Here is a 13,879-nt window from a genome sequence, read left to right as displayed (position 1 = left end):
AGGAGGCGAATGAACGGGAGCAAATGCCCGTAAGGGGCAGCGAAGCCTACCGCGCCGAGCTCTACGAGATTCAGAAGGTCGACTTCGCCTTGGTCGAGCTGACCCTGTACCTCGATACGCATCCGGGCGATATTCAGGCGGTGCAGCAGTTCAATCAGCTGGCCCAACGGCGGAGACAGCTCGTGTACCCGTTCGAGATGAGGTACGGTCCGATGCTGCAATTCGGTCTAAGCTTCACGAGGTACCCTTGGCAATGGAACGACGAGCCATGGCCTTGGCAGGTCTAAGGGAGGGGGATCGAAATGTGGGTGTATGAGAAGAAGCTCCAATATCCCGTCAAAGTCGGCAAATGCGATCCCCGCATGGCGCGGTATCTCATCGAGCAGTACGGCGGCGCGGACGGGGAGCTCTCGGCGGCGCTGCGGTACCTCAATCAGCGCTATACGATTCCGGGCAAGGTCATCGGGCTGCTGAACGATATTGGCACGGAGGAATTTGCCCACCTCGAGATGATCGCCACCATGGTCTACAAGCTGACGAAGGACGCCACGCCGGAGATGATGGAAGCCGCGGGTCTCGCGCCGCACTATGTAAATCACGATAATGCGCTGTACTACGAGAATGCCGGCGGCGTGCCCTGGACGGCGACCTATATCGCGGCGAAGGGAGATCCGATCGCCGACTTGTATGAAGATATCGCCGCCGAGGAGAAGGCGCGGGCCACGTACCAGTGGCTGATCGACATGACCGACGACGTCGATATCCAGGACAGCCTGAAGTTCCTGCGGCAGCGGGAGATTATACATTCGCTGCGGTTCCGCGAAGCGGTCGAAATTCTGAAGGCGGACCGGGAGCAGAAGAAGATGTATTAGGGGGGATCGCATTCAATCGCGCGGGGAGCCGGCCGGCCGAATGGACCGGCTTTTTTCGCGTGAATTTGTGCAGCTCTACGATGGACTTTCCAGAAGCCGCTCGACTACGTCTATCCGCCCTCGGCGCTGGCTTACTGGCTGGCGGGAGCCCTGTTCGTCGCGGCGATCGCCAGCGGCTAATTCCCGCTTACCTGGCTTCGCGTCTCGCCGTTCGGGACGCGCGGGTCTACGAATAGCGCAGCGGACGCCTCGGGACAAGAGAGCCGGTTCATTCGGCTCTCTTGTTGTTTGGAGAGGGACGCTTTTCTAGTCCTTAAGACGTATAGATTTGACAATGTTGCGAATCCTTACGTATATCGCTCTTATTTGTAAAATAATACCTGGATGCAGAGGGAAATTTGTCGATATAATGGGGGCTATTGTCACAGAGGAGGGTCCCTGGTCATGCTTCACCGATTTAAGCTCCCGTCGCACCGGCCCAAACGTGCGATCCAGATCCTCTCTGCGCTGCTCGTCTGCTGTCTGCTGGGCGGCATATGGACGCCCCCATCCCTGGCCTCGGGCTCGGATTGGACCGTCTATGCCGTGAGAGATCAATATCAACCGGCCAAGTTCGAACCGGCCAAGGGCGCTTATCTAGGCGCGTACGTGCTTCAAGACGAGTTCATCGAAGCGTCGATGACGAAGTTTAACGAATTGACCCAGAAGAAACATATGAGCTTCTTTAAATACGTCGGCTACGGCCGGCCGTTCCCGACCGATTGGGTGGAGGACGTCAAAGCGGCGGGCGCGGTGCCGCATATCGCGTTCGAACCGAATGCCGGTCTCGACGTCATCAAGGACAACGAGTATCTGCGCAAATTCGCCAGACAGGCGAACGAAGCCGGCGTCCCGATCTTTCTCCGATTCGCCAGCGAGATGAACGGGACGTGGACCGAATACTCCGGCAAGTCCGAGCAGTACGTCGCCAAGTGGCGGCTCGTCCACCGCGTATTCGCTCAAGAGGCGCCGAACGTCGCGATGGTGTGGACGGTGTTCTCGTTCCCCGAGTCCACGATGGCTTCCTTCTATCCCGGCGACGGTTACGTCGACTGGGTGGGGGTCAATATCTACAATGTCGTCTACCACAACGACAACCGCTACGACCGAGGCGATAACGAAGATCCGTTGAAGCTGCTGGATTACGTGTACAACACCTACAGCGGAAGCAAGCCGATTCAGATCTCGGAGTATGGGGCCACGCACTACACGATCACGGACAAGTCGTATCACGTGGATTTCGCCCAGAACAAGATCAAGCGGCTGTACGACAACCTGCCGAGCCTATATCCGCGGGTCAAGTCGATCTATTACTTCGACGTGAACAACGTGCTGAACGCGCCGGAGACGCGCAAGATCAACGACTATTCGATCACGGACAACGCGCAGTTGCTGGCGGCCTACCGCAAGACGATCAAGAATCCGCATTACCTCACCGGCATTCAAGAGACCGCGACCAAGCCGCGCAAGGAGACGTTCTCCGCGCGGGGCATCCACTTCGAGTCCGGGAACCAGCTCTACACGGACGTCGGCTTCTTCTCGGAACAGCTGGGACTCAAGGTGACGATCAAAGGTCGTACGGCCACCGTGTCGAACGGCACCCGCGCCAAAGTGTTCAATCTGGTGAAGCGCAGAGTGTCCAAAGGCTTCAACGGAGAGATCCGAACGCTCCAAGGATTGCCCCTGCGCGCCGTATCCGACTATTTCGGATACGGGTTCGCGAGCGACGCCAAGACCAAAGCCATATGGATAACGAAGAAATAAACTTGCCCGGAAGACGAGAACCATAACGGCGATATCGCTTGAGCAAAAAGGTCGGCCCATCATCGGGCCGGCCTTTTTGCCGTCATCTGGCATGCGACGCCGCGAGAGGACCGAGTCGAACGGCGGGCGGTAATGCGTCGTTAACGCGCCGATGACGCTGCGTTTACGGTTGCCGCGCGTGCGAGGCTCCAATCCCCGAGCGGGCAAAAAAATCGCCGTTGGCAGCGCTGACGACGGTTGCCTCCATGAGGTCCGTCCGGTATGATGGGGAGAAAAACCAAGGAGATCCCCATGACACGACAAGGATTGCCGGAAGCGATGCTGTTCGATCTCGACGGTACGCTGTTCCGCACAGAGACGCTCCTCGAGACGGTCCATACCCGCGTTTTCAACAAACTCAAGGAAGAAGGATTGTACGAGTCGCCGCAGCCTCCCGTCGAGCTCCTGCTGGGCTCGCTAGGGATGCTGCTCGAGCATATCTGGCAGCGCGTCATGCCGGACGGTTCGCCGGCCGCGCATGCCCGCGCGAACGACCTGCTCCTGCAATACGAGATGGAGGAGCTGCGGGAAGGGCGCGGCGATCTCTACGAGGGCGTGCCGGAGACGCTACGGCGCCTCAAAGGGCTCGGCGTCCGGCTGTTCGTCGCGAGCAACGGGCTGGAGACCTACGTCAAGGAAGTGCCGCAGCTTCGCGGCATCGGCGACTTGTTCGAAGGCTTCTACAGCGCGGGCGAATACGAGACGGCATCGAAGGCAGACCTCGTGCGGATCCTGCTCGACCGCCACGGCATTCAGTCCGCTTGGATGGTCGGCGACCGCTCGTCCGACGTCGAGGCGGGCAAGCGCAACGGGCTGTTCGTCGTCGGATGCGACTATGCCGGCTTCCGGCGCGAAGGAGAGCTGGAAGGCTCGGATGCCGTCATCCGCAGCTTCCCGGAGCTGCTCGCGCTCGTCGAAACCGATTGAGATCCGCGTCTATTTCGAGAGAGACGGCTCAGCAACCTTATTCCGGCGTTCGACCGGAGTAAGGTTGTTTGCTTGTTGGAAGGGCAGCGCCGGCGGCAGCAGCGGTTAGCTGTTTTCACCTCGCGCAAAGCCGTGCGCATGGCGTTGCGGTTCGTGACGGGTCCTCTCGGACGCGGCAAACGCTCGAAGAATCCGCAAAAATCCCCCTGAAGCGAATCCAGCGGGTCCGTTGCCGCAGGAAGGAACGCGCAGGGGGATTCGATTTTACCGGGAATGCCTCCGGTCCGGCCTCACGAGGGCTCCGCGTCCCGGAGATCGAAGCCGGTCTGGGACGATACGTTCGACCGGTGGGCGCCTGTTCGGGAGTCGGGCCGGGAGTCGGGCCGGGCGGAGGGGCCGTTCGTCCGCTGGGCGCCGGCGGGCGGTTTGCTCCGGCCGCGCCGCTGTCCGTAAAGCCACAAGGCATATTCTATGGGGCGCCGGATGGCCGTACGGTAGGCTTCCTTTTCGCCCGCCTGGATGAAAACCTCGCGCGCAGGCTTCGGATTGACCTCGAGCAGCCAGACGCGTCCCCGGCGGTCGATGGCCAGATCAAGGGCCAGCTCGCACAGCGCGCCGTAGGTCGATTCCAGGTGCCGCGCGACGCCGATGCCGAGAGACTCCGCCGTGTTCCGAATCTGGTGCAGCCGGTCCTCGTTGTCGACCCATTGGCGGAGCAACGCGTTCATGGAGACGGCTTCGCCGCCGCCATGCAGGTTGGAGGTGATGCTGCGCGGCGGTCCGACGCGGCCCGCGCAGCCCGTCACTTCCCATTCCCCGGATCCGTTCTTCTGCACGAGCATGCGGTAGTCGTGCACGCGGCCGCTCGGAAGCTTGATATGGAGACCTTGCTGCGCGATATAACGGTCTCCGTTGGTATTCCAGGCCCTGAGGGCGGCAGGCAGCTGTTGCCGGCTGACGCGCCTCGGCGCGACGATGCGGCGCGTATGGTCGCGTCCCTGCAGGCTGAATGACCCGCCGTTCAGCCTCTCGATGCGCAGGATGCCGCGCCCGCCGGTGCCGTTGATCGGTTTGACGTACACGAGCGAATGCTTCCGAAGCAGCGAGATCACGTCATCGTTCGACTGCAAGAGCCGGGTCGACGGGAGATGGTCGCGGAAAGCCGGCACTTTGCCGAGCGTCCGGTACACGGTCCACTTGTTGCGCAAAGGCCGGTTGAGGAAGGTCAGGTGGCCGTATTTGCGGCGAAAGGCGAGCAGCTGCTCGAACCGTCGGCTCCGCTGAATGCGGCACCGGTCGTAGACGAGGTTGGGGAACTTCATCCATTTGCGGTGCCAGCTCTTCGTCTCCGGCTTGAAGATCATCGCGTTGATGCGTTCGTTCGCGTCGTCGACGTCGTCGGGCGTGAATACGTAGACGTTCATCCCGAGCTTCTGGCCGGCTACGATCATCTTCTCGTAGACGGACCGCTCTTCCAGCACTTTGCGGTCGTTCAGATAGAGCGTTAGGATGCCCAATACAGGCAGCGGCGCCACGGACTCACCTCCGTTCGGCCGCCGTCAGCGAGACGGCGGCTTTAGGTTCGGCGACCGCGCCGCGACGATGCCGGGCGGGTGCGGCCGCGGGCTCGGCTTCCGGCGCGCCCGGCCGCCAGACCAGCCGCAGCGTCGGCTTGCCCGTCGGACCGGCATGCGTGCCCGAGGCGGCGAAGCCCGCCGCGTAGCACATGGCGAGGCTGGCCGGGTTGTCGGAGGCGACGCTGCATGACAGCCGTCCCCATGGCTCCGCGAGATGCTGCAGCAAGCGGCGGCCGATGCCGCGGCCGCGCAGCGCCGGATGCACGGCGACCACGCAGGCGCCTTCGCCGTAGCCTTGGGCGAAGGCGACGCCCGCCGGCTGCCCGCAGGCGGTGAAGGCGACCGCGACGGCCGTGCCCGGTTCGGCGAGCGTCGCCGCGCTCGCCGTCACCATCCGCCGCCAGCCGGCTTGGGTGATGCGGCGCTCGCCGTGGCGCAGGACGAAGCGCAGCATCGCGAAGCGCGACCGGTCCCACTCCTCCGATGTCAATAGCCGGACGATCATCGGTAGAGGCCTCCTTTATGCTGCGACTGGCGGTAGAGATACTGGCTGTATTGGAAGATGCGCTCGAGCGACTTCTGCCGGATGTGCGGCTCGTCGAACTTCATCGGCTTCGAGTTGGCTTCGAAGAACCATACGTGGCCGGTCGCGTCGACGCCGAGGTCCATCGACATCTCGCAGAGTTTGTTTTTGGAGGAGCGCTCGATCTGACGAGCGAGCAGCACGGCGGTGTTCTTCACCTTCCCGAAGACGCGCTGCGCCTTCTCCTGACCGAAGACGGACACGAGCAGCTTCTCCGGATCCTCGATGCTGCCGCCGCGCGGCACATGCGTCGTGATGCTGGAGTTGCCCGCCAGCCGCGCGCCGATGCCGGTCAGCTCCCAGGCGCCGTTTTGATTTTTCTGGATCAACGCCCGCAGATCGAACGGCCGGTCGTTCACCGAGGCCAGCGCGATGCCCTGCTGGGCGATGTACGGCTCGCCGGACGCCTTCGATTGGTTGCGGATCCGCGTCCACAGCCGGGAGAGCGTCCCGCAGTGGTACGTGCGGCTTCCCTTCTCCTCCTGAATCTGCAGCCGGTAGGGGAGCTGTTTCTCCGGGAGCACCTTGACTTTCATGATGCCGACGCCGGCTTTTCCCATGACCGGCTTCAAGTAGAGCTGCGGATGCCGCTTCAGCAGGGCGGAGAGCACCAGCGGCTCGGTGAGCCGTCGGGTCTCCGGCACGTAGGACCGCGTTTCCTTCGTCTCGTTCAGCCACTTGAACAGCGTCCATTTATTGAAGAAGCGCCGGTTGAACAGGATCATATCGGGGTGTCTCGCGACCGCCGTCAGTTTCTTTTTCACCCACGGCAGCCGCTCGTCTTCGCGCTGCGGAATGCGGTTGTAGACGAAGTTCGGCCGGGGATACCAAGCTTGATCCCACTGATCTTTGGCGGCGTCGTATGCGTATCCGACGACCCGCTCGCTCGCGAGCTTCAGGTTCTTGACCGTGACCACGTACGTCAGGAATCCTTGCGCTTCTCCGGTCTGCAGCAGATCGGCGAAGTTATGCCGGTTGCCCCGGAACAGCTGGATCTCGTCGTCGATCGTGAGGATTGCCAGCACCGGCTTCCCTTGGCTTGCCGTCTCCGCGAAGGAAGAAACGTCGGCTTTCGCTCCCCGCCTCATCACGATTCATCCTTCTTTCGGAATTTGCTCAAGTACAGGCAGTGGTCCAGAATATAGCCGAGCGACGCCCTCCCTTGTTCCTTCAGCGCCGGATGCTTGAAGATGGAGCGGCCGGGCTTCGCGTTCGCTTCGAACATCCATACCTCGCCGTCGCGGTCGATGCCGATGTCGAGGCCGAGCTCGCCGAGGGTATGGCTGTAATTGCGCTCGATCGATTCGGACAGCCGGACGGCGACGTCTTTCGCCTCCCGAAGCACTTCTCCCGCCCGGTCGCCGAACGTTCGGCTAAGCGCCTGTTCGGGCGTCATCAGCTGACCGCCGTTTTTGATATGCGTCGTCACGCTGCCCCGACCGGCTTTTTTGGCGCCGATGCCGGCGACGACCCAGTCGTTGCTGCCGTCCTTGTGCATGTGGAAGCGGAAGTCAATCGGGCAGTTGTCGATCTCGATCAGCCGGATCCCTTGCTGGACGACATAGCCCGACAAGCCGACGCCGTGGCGGGCCCGCAGCATCTTCATCAGGCTCGGGAAGTTGGAGAAACGAAGCAGCACGTTGCTCGAGCCCCTGCGGTAACGGACGAAGTAGCCCCGGCGAGGATGGTAGGTCAGGCGGTAGATGCCCATGCCGAGGCTGCCGCCCGTCGGCTTATAGTAAAGGAATTGATGCTTCTCGAGCAGTTCCTTGATATTCTCCGAGGATGGATTGTTGACCGATTCGGGCAGATGGCGCAGCGCTTCCGGATCCTTATCCAGCAGCGTGTAGACGTCGGACTTGTTGAAGAAGCTCCAGTTGAAAAACGGAATCTGGCGCTTGACGAATTTCTCGCGCAGCGACGTAATGGCGGAGCTGGTCTCCGCGCGGCGGCTCGGCAGGCGGTTGTAGACGACGTCGGGCAGCGCCACGACCTTGCGGATCCAGCCGCCGCCCCCGTCCAGGAACCATCCGTGAACCGTCTCCTGCTGCCAGTTGATGTCCCGGGGCGTGAAGGCGAACATATACGCTTTTTTCTGCCCCATCGCCAGCAGTTGGCGGACGAAACCCGTGCGAGGACCGAAGGGGGCGCCGGGCGTCCGCGATCCGTCCGTCAGCACGCCGATGAGCGGGCCGAGCTGGATCTCTTCGTTGTCGGCGTTCGCGATGTAGACGTTCCCCGACTTCGGGATGCGGACGGAGCGGCGAAGGCCGGCGGAGAGGAAGAGATGATGGCCTTTGCGCTTGACGGTGCGAATGATTGCGGGAACGACGTCGCGGCCGAGCTTGACGTTGATCGTCTTGCGCCCGTTGAGATTCAGCAGCTTGGCGAGCGGGCTGGATACCCATACGATCCGCTCGGGCTGCTGCGTGAAATGGACGTTACATAGGGTCAAACTCATGGAATACCCTCCCAGATGATCGAAGCAGGATGTATCGCGCGTAGGCGAGCGGTCTATCCGCGGCTAGCTGAACGGCCGCCGGTCCGGCGCACGTCATGGCGGCGCGGCCGGGCTTGGTGTTCGCTTCCAGGAACCAGATTCGGCGGTCCCGGTCGATTCCGTAATCCAGTCCGAGTTCGGCGAAGCGGCCGTACAGATGTTCCAGTCGGGCGACGACGGCAAAGGAGACGCGCTCGACGTCCTGCAGCAGCTCCGCGGAGGCCGCTTCCCCGAACAGGGCGGACAAGTAGTCGTCCGCATTTTTCGCGCGGCCGCCGCCGTGCAGGTTCGCCGTCACCGACCCGATCAAGCCGCAGCGCACCGCGGTCCCCGTGCGGGTCCAGCGCCCGCTGCCGTCCTTCTGCATGAGCACGCGCAGGTCGTAAGGTTCGCCTTTCACGCTTCGCAGATCGAGCAAGGGCTGCATCAGATAGGCGCGCCTGCCGATCCACCGGTCGATGCGACGCAGCGCCTCTCCCTGCTCCATCCGATCGTAGCGGAACGGCCGGTTGGCGGCGTCGCGGCCGGTCATGGCGATCGCGTCCGCTTCGCGCTGCCGGGTGACGGCCATGACCCTGCGCCCTTGCGAGCCGTGCGAGGGCTTCAGGAACGCGGATTCACCTTGCGACTGCAGCCAGCCGGAGAGCGAAGCGGGACCGCGATAGCGCGCGCTGGGCGGCAGGATCGCCCGGACGTCTTCGCAGCGGGACAGCGCCCGCTGCACCTCGGCTTTGCCGGGGAGCCTCCCGTTGAGCAGCGTGAACCGGCCGTCCGATCTCATCCGATACAGGCCTTCCCGGTATCGGTACCGCGCCGCGGCGCCATCCGGCCAGGCCCGGTCGTAGAGGACTTCCGGCGCTCGCGCTTCCGCGCGGAGCCAGCCGCCTTCCGGCGACCGCCGCCAGCCTTGAACGGTGCGCTGCGCGCCGTCCCAGGTCGACGGATCGAACGCGAACGCGTCCAGTCCGTGGCGTGCAGCGGCTTCGAGCAGACGGCGCACGAAGAACGCCTCGGCGAACGGCTGCGGACTTACGGTCCGCGTCCGCTCGCTTACGAGGATCCCGAGCGCGATGGCGCGCGGACCGCGGTCCGCCGCGTCCGGCCTTCGGGCTTCGCGCCTTGCGACGACGACGCGGCGAGGCGCGTCGTCAAAATCCGGAGAGATAGCGGGCATATTGAATCATCATCCGTACCGAAGGACGGATTTTCCCCTCGTTTAATGGTGTATTATCGTTCTTGGACGGCTTCGAATTCACTTCCAGAAGCCAGATTCTGCCGGACGTATCGAGCGCGAGATCGATGCCGAGCTCGCCGAAGTGGGCGGGGATGTGCGTCTCGATCCCGCGGGAGATGTCGAGCGCAGCCCTGTGCAGCCGGGCGGAGGCGTCCTTGCGGCTCGCGAGCGGCAAGTTCGACTTGGCGACCGAGTCCCGCACGGTGGCGAGCGTTCCCCCTCGCGCCAGGTTGGAGACGTAATGCTGGTTGCCTGCGGTCCGGCCGACGATGGAGGTGACAGTCCATTTGCCGGTCGCGTTCTTCTGCGTAAGGGCGCGGAAGTCGATCGGCCGCCCGCCTGCGTCGATGAGCGTCAATCCTTGCTGAATCAAGTACCGTACTGTCTTCATTTTGCCGCTGATCGCGGAGAACAGCTTCAGCAAGTTCGGGTACGTCTGCCGCTTTGCGCCGCCCGTCGTCGTGAACGACGCCTGCCAGCCTTCCTGCCCGGCCCTGGACAGCCGAATGATCCCTTTGCCCAAGCTGCCGCGCACCGGCTTCAGGAAGACGACCGGGTACCGCGAACACATGCTCTTGAGCATCGTATAGTTAAGCAGAGAATGCGAATCGGGCAAGTATCGCTGCAGGGAAGCGTCCGTCTTCAGCGCGCTGAACACCTCGGACTTGTCGAGGAATTTCTCGTTGAACACTTGCGCGCCGTGCCGCTGCTTGATCTCGCCGAGGAACTTCTGAACGCTCGGACGGTTCTCCAGTTTGCGGGAAGTCAGGCGATTGTTGACGACGTCCGGCGCGGGCAGCGTCGTCTTGTGCCAGCCCGATTGATATACCCAGCCCTCCACGTTGCCGCCTTGCCCCCCGATGCCGTCCGGGGTGAAGAAATAGACGAACGCGCCTTGGTTGCGGCAGGCGGTGACGAGTTCCCGGCAGAACATCGTGATGGAGCCGAACGGTTTGTCGGGCTGCTGCGGATACTCGCGGCTGACCAGAACGCCGATCACCGGTCCCAGGGAGAGGGTGCGCGTCGCTTGGCGATACTGCATGCGCAGCGGCGTGCCGGTCTGGATGCCCATCCGCCTGGCCAGCGAATGGCTGATGCGCAATCCGTCGTAGCGCGGAACGGAGACGACGGTTACGGATTGCTTGAACGATCCGAATTGAAGAACAAGATGCTGTTGGGCCGGGATTTTGGCTTGCTTCATCACGGATTCCCCCAGCATCAGGACGTCGTCGGCCATCACGCCGGAGCTGATGACTTGAACGTCGATTTTTGGGGTAGGCATGGTCGTACTCCTTCCACCGTGCTTCTAGACTTTGGCGAAGGCTTCTAATGGGCTCTCGTAGGCGACCTTTCCCGGGGGCAGGCGAGAATACTCCATCATATGAGGACATCTATCTATAGGTGATTGGCCACCATTGCCCAAAAACACTATACTGAAGAGGACGGCGAACGGAAGAAATCGAAAGCGCGAATGGATGAAAACGCGCGCTGAAGCGGGATAAAACGGTTTCCGAACAGCCTTGCCGCGCGAGCGGGCGGTCGGCGGAAGCGCTGCCGCCGGCCCGGCCCAAATGCGGCGGAGCGGTCTTCCGACCGAGGAGAGCGGCGTCTCCGGACGCCGCCGCGTTCGGACGGGGAACCTTAGACATCCAATCGGGCTGAGGCGTAGGATCGGAAGAGGTTTAGTTGCATTTGTGCAACGGTTTCAGCTGTATGGAGGGCTTTGGCGCGTTTTAGTTGTAAAAGCACAACATATTCGGAAGAATTCCGGGTAAAACGCCAAAAATGGCCTAACAAGTTGTACGTTTGCAACGAAATGGCCTTTGGACGATTTATTGACGAAATAAGTTGTTCGTTTGCAACGAAATGGCATTGGACGATCACTTGGACGACATGGGATGCACGATAGCATCTAGCGTTCTTGTCTGCGATCATGGATCGGGGAGATTGGAAGTGAAGCGCTAGCGCAAGAGAGGGGGATCCCCCATTAGCGAGCGCCGGTTCGAGAGAAGCTTCGGCGAAGCGGTGCTGTCTATCGATGACGTGCACGGAGATTACGAAGGAGCGGCTTATGACGAGACGACATCATGCCGGCTCATTTGGACAGGGAGGCGGACGAGATGAACGGAGCCGAAGCATGGACGCGGCTCGAGAACGGTTGGATTCAAATCAAGGTGCCGCTGCCCTTCGCGCTGCGATGGGTCAACAGCTACTTGCTGCCGGGAGACGGCGGCTTCACGGTCGTCGATCCGGGACTGCGGTCGGCGGAGACGGAAGCTTGCTGGCAAACGGCGCTCGCGGCGCTCGGCATCCGATGGGAGGAGGTGGCGCGGATCGTGCTCACGCACCATCACCCGGACCACTACGGCCTGGCCGGCTGGCTGCAGCAGCGGACGGGCGCGCCCGTCTATCTGTCGGCTACGGCGCACGGCTATGCCCGCCGGCTGTGGGGCGAGGGAGAGACGTTCTCGGCGGAGCTGATCGCGGCTTTCCGGGCGCATGGCTTGCCGGACGCGCTCGTGCCGGCGATGCAAGCGCACTTGGATAGCGTGAAGACGCAAGTGTATCCGCAACCCCAGGAGGTGCGGACCGTCGGCCCGGGCGAGAAGCTGGCGTTCGGCGGAGCCGAGTGGGCGCTGATCGGCGGGGAGGGGCACGCGCCGGGGCACCTCTCGTTCTACGACGCGGCCTCGCGGCAGCTGCTGTGCGGAGACCAGGTGCTGCCGGACATCACCCCCAATATCGGGTGGATGCCGGATGCGGACCCCGATCCGCTGGGCGCGTATCTAGACAGCCTGGCGGCGATGCGCCAGCTCGCGGTCGGCCGCGCGTATCCGGGCCATCGCGATCCCTTCGGCGCGTTCGGCGAGCGGGTCGAGGCGCTGATCGGCCATCACGACCGCCGGCTGCGGCGGATGGCCGAGCTTGCCGCCGAAGCGGGCGAGCCCGTGAGCGCGTTCGCGATGTGCGAGCGGCTGTTCGGCGCGCGGCTGCAGGGCAACGCGCACAACCTGCGGTTCGCCATGGCCGAGACGATTGCGCACCTGGTGCGCCTGGAGCTCGGCGGCGTCATGGCGCGAATCGAGGATCGGCATCCCGGCGCGGCGGAGTCGGAGGGGCCGTTCGTCCGCTTCGCGTTGACGTAGGGAGCGGGCGGCGGCACGGAAAGCCGCCATGTCCGCATCGCTTCCGGCTTCGCCAAAAAAGCCTTAGCCAGACCGCCGTCACGGATGCGGCAAGTCTGCTAAGGCTTTTTTTGGCGATTGCGAATCAGACCTCATCTCCGTCTTGCAGCACGTCCATCAAGAGCTGCAGCCGCGGCGCGATGCTGCCGGGGATGCCCTCGTGTCCGTAGTAGCGGTAGACGGCGATCTCTTTCTCGCACGCCAGATGGTTGTAAGCGGCGAATACCGTGGACGGCGGCGTGATCGTATCGACGAGCCCGACGCAGACCCAAGTGCGGCATTGAACGCGGGGAGCCAGGTTCATGACGTCGAAGTAAGCGAGCGTCTCCCGCGCCTTCGCCTCGATCTCCGGATAGGAGGAATAGCGGCGGAAGTATTCGTTCAGTTCGCCGTACGGTCCGTCGGGCGCGATATCGATCGCGCGGTCGAAGTTAGAGAGGTACGGATATTCCGCGAGCGCCAGCTTCGGCGCGTCCGACAGCGCGGCCGCGGCGAGCGTGATCGCGCCGCCTTGGCTGCCGCCGACGACCGCGATGCGCGAGGCGTCCACCTCGGGCATCCCCTGCAGCACCTCGATCGCCCGCACCGCGTCCATATAGACGCCTCGGTAATAGTAGGTCTCGCGGTCCTGAATGCCCTTCGTCATCCAGCCGGAGACGTGCCCGTTCGGGGAGACGACGTTGTCGACGCTCTCGCCCTGCTGGCCGCGGACGAGCATCTGCAGCACGGCGTAGCCTTTGAGGGCCAGGTTCACCGTGTCGTGCAGATTGTGGTCGCTGCCCCAGTTGTAGCCGTGATACTGCACGATGCCCGGCAGCGGGCGATCGCTGTCGGGCAGGGCCAGATAAGCCTCGATCCTGGCGTGGTTGAAGCCTGGGTAGAAGACGCGGTACACCGTCAGACCGCGCACCGGATAAGGCATGCGCGCGCGCTCCGACTGGAGCGGCACCCGCGCCAATTCGGCCAGCGTGTCCGACCAGAACGCGTCGAAGTCCGGCCGTTTGGTCAGCTCGGGCCGGTAGGCCCGAAGCTGCTCCAACGGTAAATCGAATGGCTGCAACATGGCTGTTTCCCCTTTTCCCCGTCATACAGAATTTTATGTTTCACGCCTAATCGTTTCTGTATGACCTCCGATAAAAACGTCTCGTCCTCTTCCAAG

The 13,879-nt window shown here is 62.8% G+C and carries 12 protein-coding genes; 5 read left to right on the top strand and 7 right to left on the bottom strand.

Annotated elements, in window-relative coordinates; translation table 11 throughout:
- The first annotated feature begins 23 nt into the window (after window positions 1-23).
- The 4 genes from H7C19_RS16780 (at window position 24) to H7C19_RS16765 (ending at window position 3,641) form a co-directional block, all read left to right on the top strand.
- A complete protein-coding gene (locus tag H7C19_RS16780; RefSeq protein WP_185143895.1) occupies window positions 24-287 on the top strand; it encodes a spore coat protein CotJB in 264 nt (87 codons plus the stop codon).
- A 15-nt stretch (window positions 288-302) separates the two neighbouring features.
- Entirely contained in the window at window positions 303-872 is a 570-nt protein-coding gene (locus H7C19_RS16775; RefSeq protein WP_185143814.1) for a manganese catalase family protein, read from the top strand.
- Between the two features lie 444 nt (window positions 873-1,316).
- Window positions 1,317-2,675 (top strand): glycoside hydrolase family 26 protein, encoded by a 1,359-nt coding sequence (locus tag H7C19_RS16770; RefSeq protein ID WP_185143813.1) that lies wholly within the window; start codon window positions 1,317-1,319, stop codon window positions 2,673-2,675.
- A 291-nt stretch (window positions 2,676-2,966) separates the two neighbouring features.
- Entirely contained in the window at window positions 2,967-3,641 is a 675-nt protein-coding gene (locus tag H7C19_RS16765) for an HAD family hydrolase (protein ID WP_185143812.1), read from the top strand.
- A 290-nt stretch (window positions 3,642-3,931) separates the two neighbouring features.
- Here the strand turns inward: H7C19_RS16765 and H7C19_RS16760 are convergent, their stop codons facing one another.
- Genes H7C19_RS16760 through H7C19_RS16735 form a run of 6 tightly spaced genes read right to left on the bottom strand, consistent with a single transcriptional unit; the run spans window position 3,932 to window position 10,817 of the window.
- Window positions 3,932-5,176, bottom strand: a complete 1,245-nt coding sequence (locus H7C19_RS16760) for a YheC/YheD family endospore coat-associated protein (protein WP_313731724.1) — start codon at window positions 5,174-5,176, stop codon at window positions 3,932-3,934.
- A 4-nt stretch (window positions 5,177-5,180) separates the two neighbouring features.
- Window positions 5,181-5,723, bottom strand: a complete 543-nt coding sequence (locus tag H7C19_RS16755) for a GNAT family N-acetyltransferase (protein ID WP_185143811.1) — start codon at window positions 5,721-5,723, stop codon at window positions 5,181-5,183.
- Window positions 5,720-6,889, bottom strand: coding sequence for a YheC/YheD family endospore coat-associated protein (locus tag H7C19_RS16750; RefSeq protein WP_185143810.1), 1,170 nt, complete (start codon window positions 6,887-6,889; stop codon window positions 5,720-5,722). The genes H7C19_RS16755 and H7C19_RS16750 overlap by 4 nt, the downstream gene beginning before the upstream one ends.
- Window positions 6,889-8,262 carry a YheC/YheD family endospore coat-associated protein gene (locus tag H7C19_RS16745; RefSeq protein ID WP_185143809.1) on the bottom strand — a complete coding sequence of 458 codons (1,374 nt, stop codon included), beginning with the start codon at window positions 8,260-8,262 and terminating at the stop codon, window positions 6,889-6,891. The genes H7C19_RS16750 and H7C19_RS16745 overlap by 1 nt, the downstream gene beginning before the upstream one ends.
- Window positions 8,243-9,475, bottom strand: coding sequence for a YheC/YheD family endospore coat-associated protein (locus tag H7C19_RS16740; RefSeq protein WP_185143808.1), 1,233 nt, complete (start codon window positions 9,473-9,475; stop codon window positions 8,243-8,245). Before H7C19_RS16740 ends, H7C19_RS16745 begins: the two co-directional genes overlap by 20 nt.
- Window positions 9,450-10,817, bottom strand: a complete 1,368-nt coding sequence (locus H7C19_RS16735; protein ID WP_185143807.1) for a YheC/YheD family endospore coat-associated protein — start codon at window positions 10,815-10,817, stop codon at window positions 9,450-9,452. The genes H7C19_RS16740 and H7C19_RS16735 overlap by 26 nt, the downstream gene beginning before the upstream one ends.
- Before the next feature lie 805 nt (window positions 10,818-11,622).
- Between H7C19_RS16735 and H7C19_RS16730 the strand changes: the two genes are divergently transcribed.
- Window positions 11,623-12,681: an MBL fold metallo-hydrolase gene (locus H7C19_RS16730; RefSeq protein ID WP_246469566.1), complete on the top strand. Its 1,059-nt coding sequence runs from the start codon at window positions 11,623-11,625 to the stop codon at window positions 12,679-12,681.
- Between the two features lie 124 nt (window positions 12,682-12,805).
- On the opposite strand, the gene H7C19_RS16725 is transcribed toward H7C19_RS16730, so the two are convergent.
- On the bottom strand, window positions 12,806-13,780 hold the full coding sequence (locus H7C19_RS16725) for an acetylxylan esterase (protein WP_221469303.1): 975 nt from the start codon (window positions 13,778-13,780) through the stop codon (window positions 12,806-12,808).
- Window positions 13,781-13,879: the final 99 nt, after the last annotated feature.

Origin of the sequence: Cohnella nanjingensis (genome assembly GCF_014212125.1) — a bacterium.
GTDB classification, from domain to species: Bacteria; Bacillota; Bacilli; order Paenibacillales; family Paenibacillaceae; genus Cohnella; species Cohnella nanjingensis.
This window is presented reverse-complemented; position numbering and strand designations above follow the sequence as displayed.

Coding starts and splice junctions, on each gene's coding strand:
- H7C19_RS16750 (WP_185143810.1), bottom strand. CDS start 6,889: ATGAGGCGGGGAGCGAAAGCCGACGTTTCTTCCTTCGCGGAGACGGCA.
- H7C19_RS16745 (WP_185143809.1), bottom strand. CDS start 8,262: ATGAGTTTGACCCTATGTAACGTCCATTTCACGCAGCAGCCCGAGCGG.
- H7C19_RS16740 (WP_185143808.1), bottom strand. CDS start 9,475: ATGCCCGCTATCTCTCCGGATTTTGACGACGCGCCTCGCCGCGTCGTC.
- H7C19_RS16755 (WP_185143811.1), bottom strand. CDS start 5,723: ATGATCGTCCGGCTATTGACATCGGAGGAGTGGGACCGGTCGCGCTTC.
- H7C19_RS16780 (WP_185143895.1), top strand. CDS start 24: ATGCCCGTAAGGGGCAGCGAAGCCTACCGCGCCGAGCTCTACGAGATT.
- H7C19_RS16775 (WP_185143814.1), top strand. CDS start 303: ATGTGGGTGTATGAGAAGAAGCTCCAATATCCCGTCAAAGTCGGCAAA.
- H7C19_RS16770 (WP_185143813.1), top strand. CDS start 1,317: ATGCTTCACCGATTTAAGCTCCCGTCGCACCGGCCCAAACGTGCGATC.
- H7C19_RS16730 (WP_246469566.1), top strand. CDS start 11,623: ATGCCGGCTCATTTGGACAGGGAGGCGGACGAGATGAACGGAGCCGAA.
- H7C19_RS16735 (WP_185143807.1), bottom strand. CDS start 10,817: ATGCCTACCCCAAAAATCGACGTTCAAGTCATCAGCTCCGGCGTGATG.
- H7C19_RS16765 (WP_185143812.1), top strand. CDS start 2,967: ATGACACGACAAGGATTGCCGGAAGCGATGCTGTTCGATCTCGACGGT.